General features: G+C 38.4%; 18 protein-coding genes. 8 read left to right on the top strand and 10 right to left on the bottom strand.

The window, feature by feature from the left end; genetic code table 11:
- Positions 1-17 precede the first annotated feature (17 nt).
- The 3 genes from addA to SPAR10_RS09665 all read right to left on the bottom strand — a co-directional run bounded on the left by addA (position 18) and on the right by SPAR10_RS09665 (position 7720).
- Positions 18-3668: a helicase-exonuclease AddAB subunit AddA gene (gene addA / locus SPAR10_RS09675; RefSeq protein ID WP_004253682.1), complete on the bottom strand. Its 3651-nt coding sequence runs from the start codon at positions 3666-3668 to the stop codon at positions 18-20.
- Positions 3665-6916, bottom strand: a complete 3252-nt coding sequence (rexB, locus tag SPAR10_RS09670; protein WP_004253680.1) for an ATP-dependent nuclease subunit B — start codon at positions 6914-6916, stop codon at positions 3665-3667. The genes addA and rexB overlap by 4 nt, the downstream gene beginning before the upstream one ends.
- Before the next feature lie 132 nt (positions 6917-7048).
- Positions 7049-7720: a CPBP family intramembrane glutamic endopeptidase gene (locus SPAR10_RS09665; protein WP_004253677.1), complete on the bottom strand. Its 672-nt coding sequence runs from the start codon at positions 7718-7720 to the stop codon at positions 7049-7051.
- A 183-nt stretch (positions 7721-7903) separates the two neighbouring features.
- On the opposite strand from SPAR10_RS09665, the gene SPAR10_RS09660 reads away from it, so the two are divergent.
- From SPAR10_RS09660 to SPAR10_RS09650, 3 genes are all read left to right on the top strand, one after another.
- Positions 7904-8713: a Cof-type HAD-IIB family hydrolase gene (locus SPAR10_RS09660; protein WP_004253674.1), complete on the top strand. Its 810-nt coding sequence runs from the start codon at positions 7904-7906 to the stop codon at positions 8711-8713.
- Positions 8714-8982: 269 nt separating this feature from the next.
- Positions 8983-9891: an ATP-binding cassette domain-containing protein gene (locus SPAR10_RS09655; protein WP_004253672.1), complete on the top strand. Its 909-nt coding sequence runs from the start codon at positions 8983-8985 to the stop codon at positions 9889-9891.
- 10 nt (positions 9892-9901) lie between these two features.
- A complete protein-coding gene (locus SPAR10_RS09650) occupies positions 9902-10663 on the top strand; it encodes an ABC transporter permease (RefSeq protein ID WP_004253669.1) in 762 nt (253 codons plus the stop codon).
- A gap of 39 nt (positions 10664-10702) precedes the next feature.
- Here the strand turns inward: SPAR10_RS09650 and SPAR10_RS09645 are convergent, their stop codons facing one another.
- The 7 genes from SPAR10_RS09645 to glmU form a co-directional block, all read right to left on the bottom strand.
- On the bottom strand, positions 10703-11581 hold the full coding sequence (locus SPAR10_RS09645) for a sensor histidine kinase (protein WP_004253667.1): 879 nt from the start codon (positions 11579-11581) through the stop codon (positions 10703-10705).
- Entirely contained in the window at positions 11578-12279 is a 702-nt protein-coding gene (locus SPAR10_RS09640; RefSeq protein WP_004253665.1) for a response regulator transcription factor, read from the bottom strand. Before SPAR10_RS09640 ends, SPAR10_RS09645 begins: the two co-directional genes overlap by 4 nt.
- A gap of 204 nt (positions 12280-12483) precedes the next feature.
- A complete protein-coding gene (gene pcrA / locus SPAR10_RS09635) occupies positions 12484-14772 on the bottom strand; it encodes a DNA helicase PcrA (protein ID WP_004253662.1) in 2289 nt (762 codons plus the stop codon).
- Between the two features lie 140 nt (positions 14773-14912).
- Positions 14913-15608, bottom strand: coding sequence for a 5'-methylthioadenosine/adenosylhomocysteine nucleosidase (locus SPAR10_RS09630; RefSeq protein ID WP_004253658.1), 696 nt, complete (start codon positions 15606-15608; stop codon positions 14913-14915).
- A gap of 10 nt (positions 15609-15618) precedes the next feature.
- Positions 15619-15930 carry a cell wall synthase accessory phosphoprotein MacP gene (gene macP / locus SPAR10_RS09625; protein WP_000517859.1) on the bottom strand — a complete coding sequence of 104 codons (312 nt, stop codon included), beginning with the start codon at positions 15928-15930 and terminating at the stop codon, positions 15619-15621.
- Positions 15923-16486: an NUDIX hydrolase gene (locus SPAR10_RS09620; protein WP_004253654.1), complete on the bottom strand. Its 564-nt coding sequence runs from the start codon at positions 16484-16486 to the stop codon at positions 15923-15925. The genes macP and SPAR10_RS09620 overlap by 8 nt, the downstream gene beginning before the upstream one ends.
- A gap of 9 nt (positions 16487-16495) precedes the next feature.
- Positions 16496-17875, bottom strand: coding sequence for a bifunctional UDP-N-acetylglucosamine diphosphorylase/glucosamine-1-phosphate N-acetyltransferase GlmU (gene glmU, locus SPAR10_RS09615; RefSeq protein WP_004253652.1), 1380 nt, complete (start codon positions 17873-17875; stop codon positions 16496-16498).
- Positions 17876-18032: 157 nt separating this feature from the next.
- On the opposite strand from glmU, the gene SPAR10_RS09610 reads away from it, so the two are divergent.
- The 5 genes from SPAR10_RS09610 (at position 18033) to lysS (ending at position 22513) form a co-directional block, all read left to right on the top strand.
- Positions 18033-18833: a glycoside hydrolase family 25 protein gene (locus SPAR10_RS09610; RefSeq protein WP_004253649.1), complete on the top strand. Its 801-nt coding sequence runs from the start codon at positions 18033-18035 to the stop codon at positions 18831-18833.
- 106 nt (positions 18834-18939) lie between these two features.
- Positions 18940-19782, top strand: coding sequence for a DUF368 domain-containing protein (locus tag SPAR10_RS09605; RefSeq protein ID WP_004253645.1), 843 nt, complete (start codon positions 18940-18942; stop codon positions 19780-19782).
- Positions 19782-20267 (top strand): aminoacyl-tRNA deacylase, encoded by a 486-nt coding sequence (locus SPAR10_RS09600; protein ID WP_004253635.1) that lies wholly within the window; start codon positions 19782-19784, stop codon positions 20265-20267. The genes SPAR10_RS09605 and SPAR10_RS09600 overlap by 1 nt, the downstream gene beginning before the upstream one ends.
- Positions 20264-20887 (top strand): histidine phosphatase family protein, encoded by a 624-nt coding sequence (locus tag SPAR10_RS09595; protein WP_004253633.1) that lies wholly within the window; start codon positions 20264-20266, stop codon positions 20885-20887. Before SPAR10_RS09600 ends, SPAR10_RS09595 begins: the two co-directional genes overlap by 4 nt.
- A 135-nt stretch (positions 20888-21022) precedes the next feature.
- On the top strand, positions 21023-22513 hold the full coding sequence (lysS, locus tag SPAR10_RS09590) for a lysine--tRNA ligase (RefSeq protein ID WP_004253630.1): 1491 nt from the start codon (positions 21023-21025) through the stop codon (positions 22511-22513).
- Positions 22514-22568: the final 55 nt, after the last annotated feature.

Genomic DNA, 22568 nt, shown 5'->3' with positions numbered 1-22568 from the left:
CAATAGTTTTTACAAGATTAGTTAACTTCGACCACCTCAACCATATCTTTTCCAAGTAAGATTAAATATTTTTTAACTTGATCTATTTGGTAAGAACGAGACAAGGCTTCTGCATATAGAGATAATTGACCTCTATAACGTTCAATCAGTTGACTTGCATACTCGTAACGATCTGTTTTATAGTCAAATAGAACAATCTTATCATCGTAAAGGAGATAACCATCTAAAATCCCACGAACAACAAAGTCTTCCTGACTCTTATCATCCCGTTTTAACATAGAGAAGGGTTGTTCTCGATAAAGTTTATCTTGATTTGCAAGAATCTCTTGACCAAGAACTGTATCAAAGAAAGACAAGATTTTTTCTAGATTAACTTTATCTTTAACAGCTGAAGTTGCCTGAACTTGCTCCAAGGCTTCTATCAAGGTTTCCAAAGTAGGTTTCTTAGCGAGATTGATTCGTTGCATGAGTTCATGGGTGGCACTACCAATCTCGGCTCCAGTAACTTTTTCTGTTTTAGAGAAGTCTGGAAGTTCAAACTGAATCAAATTATCTTTTACTTTACTTTGACCAGCTACTACTACACCTTCCATATCCATGACTGGTTCATAAAACTTCTTAATCTGACTTGGGGTCTGAACACTCGGAAGATTAATCGCTGCTCTGTGGATTTCATTATACACTTCCACTTCTTTCAGCATTTGTAAAGCTTCCTTAATGGCATCAGACTGACGGTTGCTTGCCTGGGAAAGATCTTGGAGCTGGCTTTTAGTTTCCAATTTACCGATAGCTTCTTCTGTCAGTTGTTCTTCACCCTCGAAACGAACACTAAAGTGTAAGTTCTCTTTAGAAAAAGCTTGATAGATGGCCCAAATCCAGTCCTGGAAATTTTGAGCATCTAACCTGGTTTGACGAGTTAGGAGACCTTGCCCATTTGTCGGGTATTCTTTAGACTCTAACTTTTCCCTAGATCCCTTTCCGACTAGATAAAGTTTTTTCTCAGCACGAGTCATGGCTACATACAGTAAACGCATCAACTCAGAATAGCTTGCTAATTGGAGCTCCTCCTCATTTTGACTATAAGTCAAGCTTGGAATGGATAACTTAATCGTAGATGGAAGATATTCCTCTTTTGCATTTGTAGCTACTCTAGCAACATACTTGAGACCAAGGCCATTTTTACGACTAAGGATAACTTCAGACATGGAATCTTGCTTATTAAATTGCTGATCAATATTGAGAATAAAGACATATGGGAACTCAAGCCCCTTACTCTTATGAATACTCATAAGCTCCACAGCATCCTTAGGTGGAGCTACAGTGACACTGGCAAGGTCGTGCTTGGCTTCCAAGACTTGATCAATCATAGTTATGAAACGTGATAAGCCTTTAAAATTACTCTTTTCAAACTGGTCAGCTCGTAGTGCTAGGGCATAGAGGTTAGCCTGTCTAGCCTGACCATTTGGTAAAGCACCAACATAATCATAGTAGAAACGTTCGCTATAGATTTTCCAAATAAGGTCATAAAGCGAATGAGTTTTTGAGAACAAACGCCAAGAATTAACAGATTCCAAGAAAAGGTTAAGCTTTTTATGGAGTTCAGGCTTAATTAAATCCTTTTGAATACTAGTTTTTGTTTGAGCATTGACTAGTTTTTCATAAAAATTCTCTTGAACCTTATCCTCGGAATTTTGAAGAGCTAGACGAGCCAATTCATCTTCATCAAAGCTAAACATCGGAGACTTCATGAGAGCTACTAAAGCAAAGTCTTGCAGAGGATTATGGATGACACGAAGAGTATCCAACATAACCTGCACTTCTAAAGATTGCAAATAATTGTTTAGAGCTCCATCAGTTTTAACTGGTATCCCATATTCCGACAAAGCAAGTAAAACCTGGTCATTCCGACTTCTGCTGGCAGTCAAGAGAGCAATGTCATTGAAGGGCACACCTTTATCATTGTGGAGATGCAATATCTCCTTAAGCACCATTCGCATTTCACCAGTCAGTTTGTTGGTCGAAAACTCTTCCTCTTCCTTAGAATCACCATCAACATCCTTATCATACAAGAGGACTTCTGCCTTGTTTTCTGGATCTGGGTGTAAATCAGTATTTCCGAAAACAAGTTGATGCATGACGTCATAAGATATCTCTCCAACTTCCTCGTCCATGAGATGCTTAAAGACATCATTAGTAGCATTTAGTACTTCAGAACTACTACGGAAATTTTCCTTGAGCAGTATTAACTGACCTTCTTTGCTATCCTGAGCAAAACTGTGGAATTTTTCATTGAAGATTTGGGGATCTGCCTGTCTAAAACGATAAATAGACTGCTTGATATCTCCCACCATAAAACGGTTATGCCCGTTAGAGAGGAGCTCCAACATTCTTTCCTGGATATGGTTGGTATCTTGGTACTCATCGACCATGACTTCGTGGAAACGTTCCTGATACTCTTTTCGAACTTGAGGGAAGTTTTCCAAAATCTCAATGGTATAGTGACTAATATCCGCAAATTCGAAGGCATTCTCTTCGCGTTTACGATTTCGATAGACATCAACAAAATCACTCATGAAAACTTGAAAAATCTTTGCTAAGTCCCAAGACTCTTGATGATATTTTTCCTGGAATTTCAATAAAGTAATTTGGTCATTTAGTGCAATTAGCTTTTCAAACTTGTCTTTTCTCTCTTGGTTGTATGCTTCTTTCAGTTCTAGGAGTTCAGCCTTGCGACTAGCATTTGTGAGAGCACGGCCACCCTTATCTTTAGAAATACTCACAACTCGCTCTAGAACTTCTTGATATTGATTAAAAGTAGATTCGTTGGTTAAAGCTCCAATTTCATCAAGAACTTGTTGGACAGCTTCTAAGTAGGCTGCTTTCCCAAATTCCTTAGCATCATTCTCTAGATGGTAACGGAAGAAACTTTCCAAATCCCAGAGTCTTTGCTGAATGTCTTGAGCCAGCTTTTCTTTAGAACTTGTAAAATCGGCCTGTTCGAATCCTTTTAAGAAAGATTCCTGTAGCCAAGCCTGAGTATTACTTGTAGATTGCAAAAAGTCATAAATCATATAGACCTGTTTACGCAATCCACGTGCATCCTTACTTTTACCCGCAAAGTTCTTGACCAACTGACTAAACTGTTCTTGTTCCTTACCTTGGTAGTGAGTTTCGAAAACTTGTCGAAACACATCATTCTTTAAGAGGAGTTGCTCACTTTCATTCTCAAGAATCCGAAAGTTTGGGGCGAGGTCAATCAGATAACCATGTTTAGCCAGGAACTTCTGAGTAAAAGAGTCCATAGTTCCAATAGCAGCGTTTGGTAAATCAGCTAATTGTCTTCCAAGATGCTTTTTTAGCTCCATATCTTGAGTCTCTTGGATTTGTTGGCTGATTTTCTTTTCCAATCGTTCTTTTAACTCGGTTGCTGCCTTGACTGTAAAGGTTGAGATAAAGAGTTGGCGAATTTCTACTCCACGCGCTAGTTGATCAAGAATTCGTTCAGCCATGACAAAAGTTTTTCCTGAGCCAGCTGATGCTGAGACCAGAATGTTTTGACCAGAACTGTAAATAGCTTGAATTTGCTCAGCAGTTTTCTTTGTTTTCTTGTCAGAATGAGCTTCTTCTATCTGCAACTTTTCAATCTCTTCTTGGGATAAAAATTTCATCGCTCCAACTCCTCTCTAATTTTATTAAACCATGTTTCTTTATCATTGCTCTTAGCGACCTTATCTAACAATCTTGCCTGACCTAAATGGTAATTAGCTTCAAAACCAGTTATCGACTGATATTGTTGGACATAAGGAGCAATACTTCTGCCGTCTTCTGTGTAAGGATTGATAGCAAAACTACCAGATAAAATCTTCTCTGCCGCCTTTTTATAGATAAGGGCGTTATAGTCCATCAATAACTGGAATTCCTCATCAGACAACTGATAGGTCTTGTTTTTATTGTAAAGTTCCCCAAGATTCTTTATTTCTTTTTCAAGAAATAGCCCTTGATATTTCATACTCTTAGTCGTTTCTGCTAAAGCCTTTGAAAGAGTTTTAACAGATTGTAAGGACTGAATTGGCTCAGCCATCTCTAAATACATAGCACCAAAGAAGTCGGTATTTCCTTCTTTCTTAAGAGCAGCTAGATAGGTTGGTAACTGTGAATTAAGGCCGTTATAGAAGAGAGGGAAGTTAAACTGAGTTAGAGAAGATTTGTAATCTACAACACCAATGGCTTCACTTGTCTTTAAGCGATCTATACGGTCGACTTTACCACGGACATAGACATTTCTGTCGTTTTCTAACTGAACAAAAGCTTGTTCCTTACCACCAAAGACTGCTTCTTCCTGAATTGTTTCAATTTCAGAATTGTGACGAAGAATGTGCCCAGTTGCACGAGCAACATCCAAAAGAACTTCCTTGGTTAATTGGGCTTCCAAACTTTCTTGATAAATCGCTTGAAACTCTCGTTCTTGACTGGTTTCAGAGATTGCTTGTTCTAAACGTCGGTCAAAAGGTGTATCAGCAGGAAGTTTCATAGCTCGTTCAAAAATACGATGCAAGAAATTCCCATGGCTTCGAGCATCAGGTCGCAAACGTAATTCTTCCTGCAAGCCTAAGACATATCGAAGGAAATAACTGTATTCGTTTCGATAAAACTCTGTCAATCCAGAAGTTGATAGATAGAAATCTTGATCTTGAGGATACAAGGCTTCCAAAGTTTCAGTAGCTAAGGTCTTACTTTTTGGACTTGTCAGTAGGACAGGATTATCAAGACCTTGATCTTCTAATTTTCTCCCCATAACACGAGCTAAAACCTTAATAAAGGTTAAGTCCTGCTCACTTGTCTCCAACTCACCTTGCTGGTGATAAGCAACAAGACTAGACAAAAGACTGTGATAAGAACCAATATCATCCTTTGATAGGTTTCTTCGATCGATTCTCTTTTCAATCTTGGTAAAACCAAAATTCTGCAATTCTTTTAGATAAATCGACTCTTTACTCTCGTTTTCATTGAGTAAACTAGGCGCTGATAAGACTAATTGCTTCTTGGCAGAATTTACCAAAGAAAGCATGGTATAGCGATTCTTCTTAAGGTTTTCATGGCTAGCAATCAATAATTGAGAGCCATCTTCAGTACCTTGGTTTAAAACTTCTCTTTCTTCATCACTTAAAAGACTAGTATTTTGGGTGATTTTAGGTAGATGGTCCTGGGTTAAGCCAAGTGCATAGATGTAATCAGAAGTCAAAGGCGAAATCAAATCATAGCTTTGCACCAGAACCGTATCTACCGTTGCTGGGATTGTACGATAATTTGACAATGACATCCCTGAATGAAGAAGAGCCAAGAAATCATCTAAAGCAACCTGAGTCCCCTCAAATACGGTCACAAATTGCTCCATTACGTGGCAAAATGCCTTCCATACCTCTTCTTGTCTTTCTTGCTCTGTCGCATCCATCGTTTCAGATAAGGATTGTAATTGCTTGGTAACAGATGCATCCTTCAAAAAGTTATTCCATTTTGTAAGGATATTTTCAGTCTTTTGCTTACGACTGGATAATAAAGTTTCTAGTGGATTTAGGATACGGACACGTAGTTCATTTAATTTTTCTAAATCAAATTTTCCATGATGATTTTTTGTAAATTCTTGTTTAAAGTTAGAAAGACCATCAATACCCAAATAGCGGATATATTGTTCAAAGCTATCGATTTCCTCTTGACTAAGGTCGGTATACAATCCAGTGCGTAAGAGGTTAATCAAATCTTCTTGACGGAAATAGTACCGTTTGAGACGTCCCACAGATTCTACAAATTGAGTCAAAGGATGATGAGCCATAGACTCGCTTCTCCCCAGATAGAAAGGAATCTGATATTGATTAAAAATTGTTTGCAAGGACAGTTTATAAGACTCTACATCTCCTAGTAAGATACGAAAATTTTTATAGCTTAGTTCAGGTTCTTGGTGCAATTTTTGGCGAATGCTACGAGCAACGAGCTCCAGCTCTTCTTTTTGTGTCAGACAAGACCAGATCTGCAATTCTTCTCTATCCTTAGCATCCACTTCTAAGCTAATTTCAGAATAATCATAAGCACTTTCCAGTAATTTTGAGGCCTTGGCAAAAGCATCAAGGTTTTCATGTTCTTGACATGCATCTTCTGCCTTGGTCTGATATTTAAAAGCTAAATGACGTAGAAACTCAACACTGGCTTGATAGAGGTTCCCTTCACTAAAGGGGCTAGTGTAGGCTTTCTTAGACGCATATACGCCAATAATAATCTCAACACCCTTACGATGAAGCAAATCCACTAGGTATTCCTCTTCTGCAGAAAAACGGGTAAAACCATCAATGACTAGGGCAATCTTGCTAAAATCGCTACTTACCTTGTTTTCTTCGATAGCATCAATCAGATAGGATAATGTACTCCCCTGTGAAACTTGACCTTGATTTAAATAAGCTGTTATCTTTTCAAAAATCAAGATTAAATCAGAGCGTTTATCAGCATCTGTCAAACTTTCCAAGTCCAAAAAACTCATCTTTGCAGTTGAAATTTCATGATAAATCTCAATCAGTTGCTGGATGAATTGAGGATCTTGCTTAATAGCCCCGTAAACACGTAAATCCTTAGGGTCAATCTCGGACAGACATTTATAGAAAGCCATACCAAGACCGATATCATCGAGACTTGACCTCTCAGGAATATCATTTAAAACCAGATAGCGAGCCATTTGAGCGAAGCGCGTGACTGTGATAGCAAAAGAAGCCTGCTGACTCAAGCACTCCAGCACAGCACGTTCCTTTTCAAAAGAAAGAGAGTTAGGGGCGATATAAAAGACTCGTTTGCCTTGGGCAACCAGTCCTTGAGCCTCCTTGGTTAGGATTTCTGTCAAAGAAGTCCGAATATCGGTATAAAGTAGTTTCATCTCTGCCTCGTTTGTTTTTGTCATTACCTTTTATTATATCATTTTTTAAGTCAAAATAGATTGATATAAAGCCCTAATTTTAACCTGTCCCATATCAAAAAAGTCGGAATAAAATCCGATCTTTTATAGTTATTAACTACCAGAAAACAAGAGTACCCATAATTCCCAAAATGCTAAAATGTTGATCATGATATGAAGTAAAATAGGGTAATAGAGTGAATGAGTTTTTCGGTAGAGGAATGCACAAATTGCTCCTCCACTTGCATAGGTGAAAAAGGCGAGTGGTGTTAAACCTGAACTGACATGCACATAGCCAAAGACACAGGCTGATAGCAAAACATCTCCATACCATGGTGAATCTTTCAGAAATGTATTCATCAGAACTCCTCGATATACCAATTCTTCGGTAATTGGTCCTAGCAGACAAACAATAAGTAAAAGATAAGGTAACTCTTGTCGCCCTGTCATCTCAGTCAATTCATTTAAAGCGATTTGATTGGACGTTGCTGGGGTTAAAAAGGAGAACACAATACCTGAAAGATGACTGACTCCATAAGCAAGAAGCAAATAAACTGGATATCTCCATTTCCACTTCAACTCAAGAATTTTCCTACCTTCGAATACTAGTAAATAAAGAATAGCTATAAAAGTAACGATGAGCTCTAAAAAAGCAAGAATCAAGAAATACTCTCGACTAGCAACTACAAATCTAGCTGTAAAGTGATTAAAAATCCACCAAAACCATGTCTTCCTATAAATGATTACCAATAAGGCTAGTAAAATCTGCACAGCTCTTTTTTTCATGATAAATCCTCTGATTTTTTATCAATTATCAGTATAATATTAAATATATTACTAATTTAGTATATCATATTTTTGTTATCGATCTACTAAAAACCTAAATAGAAATGGCATTTCACTCAGCTTTAGACTTATTTGCCTCAAAATATGCTATAATATAGGCAAAACACGTGAAAAGGAAATACTATGATTAAACTACTTGCTCTTGATATGGACGGTACTCTTCTCAACGAAGCCAAGGAAATTCCTCAAGCTCATATTGATGCCATTCATAAAGCTATCGAAAAAGGTGTCAAACTGGTTCTCTGTACTGGTCGTCCCCTCTTTGGAGTTCTTCCCTACTACAAGAAACTCGGTCTTGATTTGCAAAATGAATACGTTATTGTCAATAATGGTTGTTCTACCCACCAAACCAGCGACTGGAGCCTTGTTGACTGGCGGGAACTTAGCAAATCTGACATCGAATACCTGAATGACCTTGCTGAAAAGAGTGAGGTTCAATTGACTCTTTTTGATGAAGAGCACTACTTCGTTCTTGGAGGTAAACCAAATCCTATCGTTCAATATGATGCTACACTTGTCTTTGCTGACCTGACTGAAATCACACTAGAGGAAGCTACCAGCGGTAAATATCGTATGTTCCAAGGTATGTTCTTAGGTACAAAGGAAGAAACAGATGACTTTGAACAACGATTTACTGATGAACTTTGTCAGAGATTTAGCGGTGTTCGGTCTCAACCAGTTATTTATGAAGCAATGCCACTCGGTACAACCAAGGCTTCTGCTCTTTCTCGTTTGGCTGAGATTTTGGATATCCAACCTTCTGAAATCATGGCTATGGGTGATGCCAATAACGACATTGAGATGTTAGAGTTTGCTGGGCTGGGGATCGCCATGGGAAATGCCAGCGACCACGTAAAATCTCTCGCTGATGCCGTAACCGCTAGCAATGAAGAAGACGGTGTTGCACGCGCTATTGAGAAATATATTTTGTAGAAAATAAGCCCAGTCAACTAGTATTTCTAGCCAACTGGGCTTTTATTTTTTTAAAATTTAAAAACTTTAGAAACTCTTTAGAAATGCTTGACGATTCTTTGATATCTATGCTTTATACTAGAGTTATAAAAATAAAACATCTTATACTCTTCGAAAATCAAATTCAAACCACGTCAGCTTCGCCTTGCCGTACTCAAGTATAGCCTGCGGCTCGCTTCCTAGTTTGCTCTTTGTTTTTCATTGAGTATTAAAGGTTAAAGGAGAAAACTATGAAAACAGTCCTCGAAATCCATGGCTTGTCCAAACAATTTGGCAAACAACCTATTCTACAAGATCTAAGTCTCTCAGTTAAAGAAGGAGATGTCTATGGACTTATCGGAAAAAATGGTGCTGGTAAAACAACTCTGATTAAAATCATTACCCAATTATTATCTGCTGACCATGGAACTATTTCCCTCTTTTCCAGTCAAGGATATAAGGAGTGCACGAAAGCCCTATCTCGAGTAGGTTCAGTCATTGAATCCCCAGTAGCTCACAATCATTTAACAGCCTATCAAAATCTAAGATACTATTGTACGATTCGACATATCCCAAATGCTGATCAAGTCATTCAGGAAACATTAAAGTATGTGGGGTTAACAGATACAGGTAGAAAAGTTTTTCGAGATTTTTCTCTTGGGATGAAACAACGCTTAGGCATTGCTATCGCTCTCCTATCAAAACCAGACTTTCTCATCCTTGATGAACCCATCAATGGTCTCGACCCAATCGGTATCAAAGAGTTTCGTCAAATGATCCAACGTCTGAATCAAGAACTAGACATAACAATTCTCATCTCTAGTCATATCTTGTCAGAACTCTATCTGGTTGCCAATCGCTTTGGAATTCTGGATCAAGGAAGAATCATTCGAGAAATCAGTAAGGCCGAATTTGAGACATTGAATGAAGACTATATTGTTCTAAAAACGAGTGACAAAGAAAAAGCTAGCCAAATCTTAAAAGACAAAGTGCATCTTGAATTTAAAGTTGTTAATTCAGATAATGAAATTCATATTTTTAGTCATGAACAAGATGTTAAACGCATTCTCAAAGAACTTACTCTAGCAGATGTCGCTGTGGATGAGATTTACTATGCTCGTCAAAATCTTGAAGAATACTTCACACAATTAGTAAAATAGGAGGAAAACCATGATACATACAATTCAAGCAGACTTTTACCGTCTTTTCCGTTCCAAAGGTTTTTGGATTACAGAGCTCGTTCTCTTTGCACTCATGTTAATGGGAGCTACTTTCGGAGCTACAGGCAAGTTCATATCGGTCAGTACAAGTACAAACGTGGAAAGCGAACTACCTAGCAAGGGATGGGATGGTATACAAGCCCTTATTAACACCTCTAGCAATAGCTCAAACCTAGTTTTCCTCTGTATTATCCTTGCTTGCTTAGTTCTAGGAGTTGATCTTATCGGAAAACTCTATAAAAACAGTTTGACAGTGGGTGTTTCTCGCACAGAATTCTTCCTAGCTAAATTTGTAGTATTAGCAAGTATCGCTCTAATGCAAATTCTTGTTAGCCTAGTTATTGCTTTCGTACCAGCGACTATCCTAAACGGTCTTGGTACGATGCCAGAAGGATTTATTGGCAATCTCCTTCTAACAATTTCTCTTCAATTTCTCTGCCTTCTAGCTTGGCTATCTATTGTTTCCTTCATTCTCTATGTGACTCATTCTTATTTGGCTGTTTTCATTGGCTATTTAATCAGCTCTACCTTGCTTTCAACGCCGATGCTTATCTTTCCAGATATCGAGATTTTACGCTATTTATCCTTGAATGTTGCCTATGCCATGACTACTAATAGTCAAGCTATTCTCTATACCATAACGGTTTGCGTAACGGTCATACTTTTCTTCTCTTTCAGTGGACTGATAATTTTCAAGAAGAAAAGCCTATAAAAACAACCTCCTCTATTCAAAAAGAGGAGGTTCTTTGCTTTAAAAGAGAACTTTAACTGTAAACCAAAAACCATCTGTACTTAGTTGTAGTTCTGCACTAAGTAGATGGGATAATTCTTCTGTAATATAAAGACCTAAACCTGATGATTCTTCAGTATCTGAGAGGTTTTCAGAGTAAAATCGTTGACTGAGATTTTCAATTTTACGAATGGGTTGTTTGACCAGATTAGCAATTTCCAAACAAATGTGATTGTCCACTTCCTTCAAAGAAAATCTCGCTTCATCCTTACCATGTTTTAGAACATTGCCAATAATATTTTGTAACATACGATCTAATAAATCTGGATCTGTTAATAAATAGAGACCAGGTTCCACTTGAAAATCAAGGTTAATCTTTGCCGTCTGAAAAGAATCATAATAGGTCAGTAATTTTTGTGTTATAAATGTTGAAACTTCTAACTCAGATAAGTCAGCTTTAACTGCTCCTTCCATTAAACGACGATAGTCCAAAAGAGCCTCTAGACGTTTTGAAACTTGATTGAGATGATGGGAAATTTTTTTTAAACTCTCATACTCAGGGTTTTCTGTTTTAAGCAATTGCTGAGTATAACCTGACGCAATCGTTAAAGGTGTTCGAATATCGTGTGCAATATTGCTGATAGCCATGTCCAAAGTCTGCTTTTCACGCTTCATAATCAATCTCGACTGTTCAACTTCTTGAAAGAGTTGATTAATTTGCTGGTAGAGATGTAAAAAATCCTTGGAGAAAGTAGATACTCCGATTCTCTTCATACTTCCAGTATAAATCTTGTCTTCGATTTGTTGGCTCAAGTTCACGAGTGCTAAATGATAGCGAATCAACCCTATCGTCAATAGGATAATAACCAGCAGTAGCAAAGATAGTAAAATGTAGATCATTGCTCATCTCCTTTTAAGCGAACACCAACTCCCCAGATAGTTTCAATATACTCTTGCTCTGGATCCAGTTGGCTTAATTTTTTACGGAGATTACTTAAATGAGTGTTGAGAGTATTGTCACCTGGTAAATAAGTATCCTCCCAGACCAATTCAAAGAGTTCTTCTTTCGTAAAAATCTTCTTAGGATGTCTCAACAAGGTTTGGAGAATCAAGCATTCTTTCTTAGCTAGGCGAATAATTTCCTGGCTATTTTTGATTTCAAAACTATCTGGATCAAATTGAATATTTTTTAACTGGTGAATCAACTTGTCTGGATGTTCGATTTCAACTGGTTGCTTGTCACTATTTTGACGCAATTGTACCATAACCCTAGCAAAAACTTCATCCAAATCAAAAGGCTTTACAATATAATCATTAGCACCATCTAAGAGATATTGACTGATAAGCTTTTTATCGCTTAGGGCAGTTAGCATGATAACAGGAACTGAACTATCTTGTCTAATGGCTTTTAAAACCTGATCACCATTTTTACCCGGAAGCATAATGTCTAACAAGATTAGATCAATGCCGCCTTGTTCAAATCGAATCATTCCTTCGGTACCAGAAAAAGCCTGAATCACCTCATGTTTCTCAGAAAGAAGAGTTCTCAAAATTTCTTGAATCTCATTATTATCTTCAACGATAAGTATTCTAGCCATAAACACCAACCTTTCTAATAGTATTATATCATGTTTTTTTAGGAATTTCGGATAAAGAAAAACTCTCCTTCATGATTAAATATGAAGAAGAGTTCACTCTATATATTTAAATTAAAGCTGTCAATGCGGTAATAATCCCAAAAACGATACCTGGAGCATTAGCTCCTACTAAAGGAATGTCACGTTCTTTTTCGTTTAGAAAACCTACTTCTTCTCAATCGGTGCTACACTGGCTAGGAGTTTTTTGAGGCCGACTTCTGGGAAATTGATTTTCAATTCCTGTGTTGAGCCGCTACCTGATACCTCAAGGACAGTTCCTTCACCCCATTTTTTATGAAGAGCAATATCTCCGATAGACCAGCTAGTTTCACTAGATGACGATTTACTATTAGATGCAAATTGTCCAAAAGGTAGTCCTTTTGATTCAATTGATCTTGGTGCTGCATTACGTTTGCGATCTTGTAGAGCTTGAGCTAGACTCATGCCTTGACCAAAGGCGACACCTCCACTACTATAGGATGCTTTGAAGCTACTATTAGCAGGACTCGCCAAACCTTGATAAGTTAACAAATCTGAACTAATCTCATTGATAAAGCGTGTTGGGCGATTATAGTTCGTTCGACCAAATAGCAAGCGTGAGTTAGCATTGGTTAGATAAAGGATTTTCTCTGCGCGCGTGATACCGACATAGGCTAGACGGCGTTCCTCTTCTAGTTCATCCATGTCTTCTGCTGCACGACTAAGTGGAAAGACATTTTCTTCCATTCCAATTAAGAAGACAACTGGAAACTCTAATCCCTTTGCCGCATGGAGCGTCATTAAGGTTACTTCTGATGTTTCCTGACTGCCAGAGTCTGTATCTGCAATCAATGCCAAATCGTTCAAGAAGCGACTGAGCTTATCCAAGCCAGTTTCTTCTTCCTGATTATCTGGATTATCATCAAAGTTCTTGGTAACAGAAAGGAACTCTTCGATATTTTCAACACGAGCCTTGCTTTCCAAAGTCGCCTGCGCATTGAGAATATCTACGTAGCCTGTCTTTTCCAAGACTGCTTCCACTAATTCAGTAATGCTTAATTGATCTAGTTGATCCCGCAAATCAAGAATCATATTGGCAAAATCCCAGATTGACTGGGCTGCCTTACCTTTAATCCCTGATAACATGATGTTAGCTGAAGCATCTAGCATAGACATATTTTGTAGGTTGGCAAAGTCACGGATTTTCTCTACTGTTCCTGGTCCAATGCCACGCTTTGGTTCATTGATAATTCGCTCAAAACTGATATTATCACTCAAATTGGCTATGAGATTCAGATAAGCGATAATATCACGAATTTCTTTCCGGCTATAGAACTTAGTTCCACCGACCATAGTATAAGGAATATTAGACTTGAGCAGAGCTTCTTCAATGGTACGAGACTGGGCATTGGTACGGTAAAGAACTGCAAAGTCCTTGTGGAGGAAGTTTTGGCTTCGACCAAGTTCATCGATAGTTTTAGCAACAAAGACAGCCTCGTCTTGTTCATCATTAGCACGATAGTAGACAATCTGTTCCCCATCCGCATTTTGAGTCCAGAGATTCTTAGGACGACGATTTTTATTGTTTTTGATGACATCATTAGCTGCTTGGAGGATGGTTTTGGTTGAGCGGTAATTTTCCTCCAACAAAACAACTTTTGCTTTAGGATAATCCTTCTCAAAATCCAAGATATTCTGCATATCAGCACCACGCCAACCGTAGATAGACTGGTCAGCATCCCCTACTACGCAGATATTTTGGAAACGAGAAGCCAAGAGTTTAACGAGTTGATACTGAGCATGGTTGGTATCTTGATACTCATCAACATGAATGTACTGGAACTTCTGTTGGTAATAAGTCAAAACATCGGGATTTTGATCAAAGAGACGCAGAGTCAACATGATCAAGTCGTCAAAGTCCACTGACTCTGACTGACGAAGTTCTTTCTGATAGGCTGTATAACACTTAGCTACAATTTGCGTGTACATATCTCCTGCCTGGGCAGCATAAGCTACATCGTCAATCAGATCATTCTTAGCATTGGAAATGGTTCCCAAAATGGTACGTTCATTCCATTTTTTAGGATCCAAGTTCAACTGCTTGAGAATACGTTTCATGAGCGTTCGCTGCTCCCCTGGATCCACAATCGTGAAATTGCGATTGTAGCCAATGTGGTCGGCATCGCGCCGTAGGATACGCACGCACATAGAGTGGAAGGTCGCGATCAAACAATCCTGAGTAGCTGGATTGAGTCCATAAGCACGCTCCTTCATTTCACGTGCCGCTTTATTGGTAAAGGTAATGGCCAAGATATTCCATGGATTGACCATCTTTTCATCAATTAAGTAAGCAATACGGTGGGTTAAAACACGAGTCTTACCAGATCCCGCCCCCGCCATGATCAGCAAGGGTCCTTCTGTGGTTTGAACGGCCTCGGCTTGACGGTCATTCATCCCCTTTAATAAATCGTTCATTTTCTCTTCCTTATTCTTCAAGTCAATGTTTCTATTATATCAAAAAAGTTTGAAAATAACTTTTCTTAGGAGCCTTCTGATTACTTTAGGAGATTAGACAAGAAAAGAACACTGGATGAGTGTTCTTAGTAATAATTCTATTAATCCTTTATAGACTGCAAAAGCGTCATTAGGGCTTGGGCAGAACGACGTCCTGCTTCTACGATAAATTCATCAAAGGAAACGGATGCTTCATGGTTGGCATTGTCACTCATGGCACGAACGACTAAGAAAGGAAGGTTCAAAGACTGAGCTGCTTGAGCAATAGCTGCCCCTTCCATTTCTACAGCAAGAACTTGAGGGAAATGCTCTTTAATGGCCTTGATTTTATCTTCTCCAGCAACAAAACTGTCTCCTGTCGCAATCAAACCTAAATGCCAAGTTTGGTCCAGTTTAGACAAACTCTCTTGAATCAAGCTGATAAACTTTTTGTCTGATTCAAAATAGAGAGGCTGTTGAGCCATTTGTCCGTAATCATAGCCAAAGGCAGTCACATCAACATCGTGGTAGGCAAGCTTGTCTGCAATCACTACATCCCCTACTGCGATTCCACTTGCCACTGCACCAGCAGAACCAGTATTAATCACTGCATCGACTTGAAAGTGATCTGCTAAGATAGCGACACTCATCGCAGACATGACTTTACCAATACCACTCTCTACAAGTACAAGCTCAACAGAACCAATCTTACCAGTATGATAGCTATGTCCCAGAACCTTTTCCTCACTGGCATCATCCAAGTGTTGAATCAAGTATACTAGCTCTTCTGGCATAGCTGCAATAATTCCAATTTTCATGATAGACCCCTTAAATAAATCTCATTGCTAGAATCAACAAAATCAAAAGAAAAATGACTGCAAAAAGAATCTTGTTTAATTTAGAATTAAAGACATTTCTCTTGGTATTTTCAATCCGACGACTTTTGTGAATAGAAGGTTCAACTTCGATGGTCAGTGTATCCTGGCTAAAACCATGATCTTTGGTTCGCGAATAGCCAAAATTTTGAGAAGAAGTCGGTAAAATCTTAGTTTCCTCATCATCTAGCAAGGGAGGACCTGAGATGTCCTCTCCTCGATTGGCACGTTCGATCATTTCATCTGTTAATAAAGGTTTACCCATGGGTTCCTCCACTATTTCTTTGTAATTCCCAGTACTGAATAGCCATGATAGTCTTGGCATCACAAATATCTCCTGACTGGATAAGTTCTTTAGCTTGGTCAAGACTGACTTCAAGTAACTCCAAAGTCTCATCTTCATCCTGAGGACGAGGATTTTCAACTTTTGTCAAATCACTTGCCAAGTAAAGTTTTAAACGCTCGTTACAAAATCCAATCGCAGAGTAAAAATCATAGACAAGGCTTAATTTACCAGTATAGGCTGCTTCTTCTTCTAATTCACGAAGTGCTGCAGCTTCTGGATCTGCATTCTCCCCAATTTCCAGCTTACCTGCAGGAATTTCAACAGAGACTTTTTCAATCGCCTTGCGATATTGTTTAACAAGGACAATCTTATTTTCTGGAGTAACTGCAAGGACACAAACTGCCCCATTGTGGAAAATCAAATCACGTTGCGCTCTACCTTTTCCAGAAGGTAGTTCAACCTGATCTTGAACCAATTGGAATATAGGTCCTTTATAAATTTCTTTACGACTAAGCGTCTTTTCTTCAAATTCCATCGTTAGCTCCTATTTATTGTTAGGATGGTGAGGGAGGCGAGTTGCATATTCGTCCTTATTAATTTGGCGACCTCGTCCAATAGCAATGGCATCAGCTGGAACATCCTTAGTAATGGTTGAACCTGCCCCAACAAGAGAATTATCTCCGAGTTCTACTGGAGCAATGATGGTTGAATTTGAACCAACGAAAACATTGTTACCAATAGTTGTTTTAAACTTGTGTTGACCATCGTAATTTACAGTGATCGTTCCAGCACCAAAGTTGACATCACTACCAACTTCACAGTTACCAATATAAGTCAAATGACCAGCTTTTGTATTTTCTCCGATGCTTGAACCTTTGACTTCAACAAAGTTCCCGATATGCACATCTTTCGCAAGGCTTGATCCTGGACGGATATGAGCATATGGTCCAACTGTAACACCATCAGCAACCGTGCTTTCTTCAATCATCGAGTTTGTAATCACTGCCCCTGAACCGATAGTGCTATCAAGGATATAAGTTCCATTGGTCAAAACAGTTCCTGCACCAATCTTACTAGAACCTTTGAGGGTTACATTCGCTTCGATTTGAACCTCTGGAGCGATCTCAACATCAATGTCAATGTAAGTAGCTTCAGGATTCACAAAACTAACCCCATTGACCATATGGGCTTGGTTAATGCGACGACGCATGATACCTTCAGCTGTTGCAAGGGCAACACGGTCATTTACTCCGAGACTTTCATCAAAGTCTTTAAGAGTGTAAGCACCGACTTTTTCGCCAGCTTCACGGAAAATACCAATCACATCAGTGATATAGTACTCGCCTTGTGCATTGTTGGTATTGATATTCTTCAAAGCTTCAAAAAGACGAGCATTATCAAAAACATAAGTTCCTGTATTGATTTCCTTGATTTGTTTTTCAAAATCTGTAGCGTCCTTCTGCTCCACGATACGAAGCACTTCAGCATTCTCATTACGAACAATACGTCCATAACCAAATGGGTCTTCAGCTTCTGCAGTTAGGATTGTAGCTACGTTCTTGTGATTAACGTGGAAATCAATCAAGTTCTTTAGACTTTCACCAGTAATGAGTGGTGTATCACCAGCAATAACCAATGTTTGTCCAGAAAGTCCTTCAAGAATTGGCTCAGCCATCATAACCGCATGACCAGTTCCTAATTGTTCGGACTGTCTCACAAAATCAGTCTGTCCTGCTAAAACTTGCTCTACAAGTTCAGCCTTATGCCCGATTACAGTAACTGTTTTTTCAGGATTAATTGCGCCCACGCTACGAAAAACATGCTCAAGCATTGAAATTCCCGCAACCTTGTGCATAACTTTAGGTAGATCTGATTTCATACGGGTACCTTTACCCGCTGCTAAAATAATTGCATAATTTGCCATATTTTTCTCTTTTCTATAGAAATTCTTTATTATTATACCACAATTTACTTCACGATACACAAATTTGTTGACCTCAACATAACGCTAATGACTGTCACTACTCCGTTTTGAGTAAATTTTTTGATTTTTTTAATAAATTACGATAAACTATAGGAGTATGAGAAAAAAAATTCGTCCAGCTTTTATAGTTATTATATTTGCTGCTTTTATAGGACTCTTGATTCTCAATCGTCCACGATTCGAAGAACATCCTGTAAAAACCAAACAAAATCCAGTTCAAATAGAAACACAAGCTCTACATAACTTGGATAAGCCTATCATCGATATCTCTGGTTGGCAACGACCGTCAGAGATTAATTATGATGTTTTATCTAAAAATATCTCTGGTGCTATTGTTCGAGTCCACGGAGGAAACCAGATTACTACTGAGAACGATGCATCTTATACCAATGGAACAGATAAAGCTTATAAAAGTCATATCGCTGAGTTTCAAAAGAGAAATGTTCCAGTTGCTGTCTATGCATATGTATCTGGAAAGAGTGTAGAGGAAATGGAAAAGGCTGCTGAAGCATTCTACAATTCAGCTTCCCCATACAATCCAAGTTACTATTGGTTAGATGTCGAAGAAAAAACGATGTCAGATATGAATAAAGGGGTTGAAGCTTTTCGTGCTAAACTAGAATCTCTAGGTGCTAAAAACATCGGTATTTACATCGGAGTTTACTTCATGGAAGAGCATAGCATCAGCACAGATAAGTTTTCAGCTATTTGGATTCCTTCCTACGGACCTGATTCGGGCTATTTTGAAAGTTCACCAAATACAGACCTTGACTTCGATCTTCATCAATACACCTCAAAGGGTAAACTGGTTGGATTTGAACACCATCTAGACCTAAATCTTATTTCTTTGTCAAAAGATAAGCAAGAGACGTTTAGAAAACTATTTTTAAAACCTTAATTTCATTCAGCAAGCAAGATATTACTTCTGCTTGCTTTTTTTATTTCTCTTACTTTGTGATATAATACAAGAAGAGAATTTTAGAGAATAAATATGGAGAGAGTTTATGTTATCTTGGATTTCAAAAATGATTAAAGGAATTGTTATTGCGCTAGGATTTATCTTGCCTGGTATTTCTGGTGGAGTCTTGGCAGCTATTTTGGGTATCTATGAGAGAATGATTCGTTTTCTTGCCCATCCATTCAAAAACCTAAAAGAAGATATTCTTTATTTCTTACCTGTTGCTATTGGGATGTTACTAGGTATTGGGCTATTTTCTTATCCAATTAAGTACCTCCTTGAGCACTATCAGGTTTATGTTTTATGGAGTTTTGCGGGTGCCATTATTGGTACAGTCCCAAGCCTTGTAAGGGAGGCTACTCAAGATTCAGAAAGAGACAAAGTCGATCTTATCTGGTTTTGGGTGACCTTTATTGTTTCTGGAATTGGTCTTTATGCTTTAAACTTTGTTGTTGGTTCACTCAGCGCAAGTTTCACAAGTTTTATCCTAGCTGGTGCTCTGCTTGCTCTAGGTATCTTGGTTCCAGGATTAAGCCCCTCAAATCTTCTCTTGATTTTAGGTCTTTATACCCCAATGTTAACTGGATTTAAAACTTTTGATTTATTTGGTACCTTCCTTCCAATAGGAATTGGAGCTGCTGCTACTCTAGTCATTTTTTCAAAATTGATGGACTACGCTCTTCGAGTGTATCACTCTCGTGTTTATCATTTCATCATTGCAATAGTTCTTTCAAGTACACTCTTGATATTGATTCCAAATGCGGGTAATGCTGAAAGTATTAACTACACTGGTTTATCTCTTGTGTCTTATGTCATTGTTGCCTTCTTTTTTGCTCTTGGTATTTGGTTAGGTATTTGGATGAGTCAATTGGAGGATAAATACAAATAATGGCTAAAAAAGTAAAAGTTAAAAAAACCTTAGTAGAGCAAATTTTGACTAAGGCAGGTGTTGACCATCAAGGCATTCAAATCAATGCTTTAGAAGGAGAACTTCCTTCTGGTTATAATAGAAATCATATCTTTAAGACCTTAGCATTATTGGGTGATAAAACTGGTCCGGTAATAGGAATTGTCCCTATCACCGAACACCTTTCTGAAAAGAAATTAGCAAAGATTTCTGGAAATAAAAAAGTGGCCATGATTCCTCAAAAGGATTTAGAAAAAACGACTGGATATATCCATGGAGCTAATAACCCTGTAGGTATCCGTCAAAAACACAACTACCCTATTTTTATTGATGAAACTGCTTTAGAATTAGAAAAAATGATTGTCTCTGCTGGCGAGGTCGGACACAGTATCATCATCGCACCTAAAGATCTGGCAAACTTTGTAAAAGCTGAATTTGTAGATATCTTGGAGGAGAGTAACTTATGAAACTTTACTTTGTCCGTCACGGTCGAACAGTCTGGAATCTAGAAGGTCGTTTTCAAGGGGCTGGCGGAGATTCACCACTTCTCCCTGAATCTATTGAAACTTTAAAAGACCTGGGCCAGTATCTTAAAGATATCCCTTTTGACAAGATTTATTCGAGTGATTTACCAAGAGCGGTAAAATCAGCTGAGATTATCCAAAGTCAACTGACAAATCCATGTCCCTTAGAAAGTGTTCCTGAACTCAGAGAATGGCACCTGGGTAAGCTTGAAGGTCTAAAAATTGCGACTTTAAACGCTATCTACCCTCAGCAAATTCAAGCCTTTAAAACTAACTTAGCTAAGTTTGATACTCGCATGTTTGAAGCTGAATCACTCTACACTACAACTCAGCGCACCATCCAATTTATCAAGTCCTTAAAAAACTCTAAGGCAGAATACCTATTACTTGTTGGTCATGGAGCAAACCTTACTGCAAGTCTTCGCACGCTTATAGGCTATCAGGAAGCTCTGCTTCGTAAAGACGGAGGTTTGGCTAATGCAAGTCTGACAATTATAGAAACTGATGACTTTGAAACATTTACTCTAAAGACTTGGAACGATACTTCTTATCAAAAAATATAGAACTTGATATTAACAATCAAGTTCTTTTTAGTTTTTATAGAATATCCGTGAATTTCTTGACTATTTATGATAAAATGGAGTATCGTGAAAAATTAATTTATTATTTCAAATTTCGATTAAAATTAGGAGGAACTCATGTCAACAGAACACATGGAAGAATTGAATGACCAACAGATCGTTCGCCGCGAAAAAATGGCTGCGCTCCGTGAACAAGGAATTGATCCTTTCGGTAAACGTTTTGAACGTACTGCCAACTCTCAAGAACTAAAAGATAAATTTGCTGATCTTGATAAAGAACAGCTACACGAACTAAACGAAACTGCTACTATTGCAGGTCGTCTTGTTACCAAACGTGGTAAAGGTAAGGTTGGATTTGCCCATCTTCAAGACCGCGAAGGTCAAATCCAAATCTACGTTCGTAAAGATGAGGTCGGTGAAGAAAACTACGAAATCTTTAAAAAAGCTGACCTCGGAGACTTCCTTGGTGTCGAAGGTGAAGTCATGCGTACCGATATGGGAGAGCTCTCTATCAAGGCAACTCACATTACTCACTTGTCTAAGGCTCTTCGTCCGCTTCCAGAAAAATTCCACGGTTTAACTGACGTTGAAACCATTTACCGTAAACGTTACTTAGATTTAATTTCTAACCGTGAGAGCTTTGAACGTTTTGTCACTCGTTCAAAAATCATCTCTGAAATTCGTCGTTACCTAGACCAAAAAGGATTCCTTGAAGTTGAAACACCTGTTCTTCACAACGAAGCTGGAGGTGCTGCTGCTCGTCCATTTATTACTCACCACAATGCTCAAAACATTGACATGGTGCTTCGTATCGCGACTGAGCTTCACTTAAAACGCCTTATCGTTGGTGGTATGGAACGCGTTTACGAAATCGGTCGTATCTTCCGTAACGAAGGAATGGACGCTACACACAACCCTGAGTTTACTTCTATCGAAGTTTACCAAGCTTATGCAGACTTCCAAGATATCATGGACTTGACTGAAGGTATTATCCAACACGTTGCAAAAGCTGTTAAAGGTGATGGCCCAGTCAACTACCAAGGTACTGAAATTAAAATCAACGAACCATTCAAACGTGTTCACATGGTTGATGCTATCAAAGAAATTACAGGTGTTGATTTCTGGCAAGACATGACCTTCGAAGAAGCTAAAGCTATTGCTGCTGAGAAGAAAGTTCCAGTTGAGAAACACTATACTGAAGTAGGTCACATTATCAATGCTTTCTTTGAAGAATTTGTTGAAGAAACTTTGATTCAGCCTACCTTTGTCTATGGACATCCAGTAGCAGTATCTCCACTTGCTAAGAAGAATCCTGAAGACGAACGCTTTACTGACCGTTTCGAACTCTTTATCATGACCAAAGAATACGGAAATGCTTTCACTGAGCTCAACGATCCAATCGATCAGCTTAGCCGATTTGAAGCCCAAGCTAAAGCAAAAGAACTTGGTGACGACGAAGCGACTGGTATCGACTATGATTACATCGAAGCCCTTGAATATGGTATGCCACCAACAGGTGGTTTGGGAATCGGTATCGACCGTCTCTGCATGCTACTCACTGATACTACTACTATCCGTGACGTACTTCTTTTCCCAACTATGAAATAAAAACTAAACTCCTAGATGATTTCTAGGAGTTTTTTGTAGTTAAAAAGACAACCTT

Origin of the sequence: Streptococcus infantis SPAR10, from assembly GCF_000279535.1 — a bacterium.
In the GTDB taxonomy this organism is placed as follows: Bacteria; Bacillota; Bacilli; order Lactobacillales; family Streptococcaceae; genus Streptococcus; species Streptococcus infantis_I.
The sequence above is the reverse complement of the archived record's forward strand: the minus strand, read 5'-3'. Positions and strand labels throughout refer to the sequence as shown.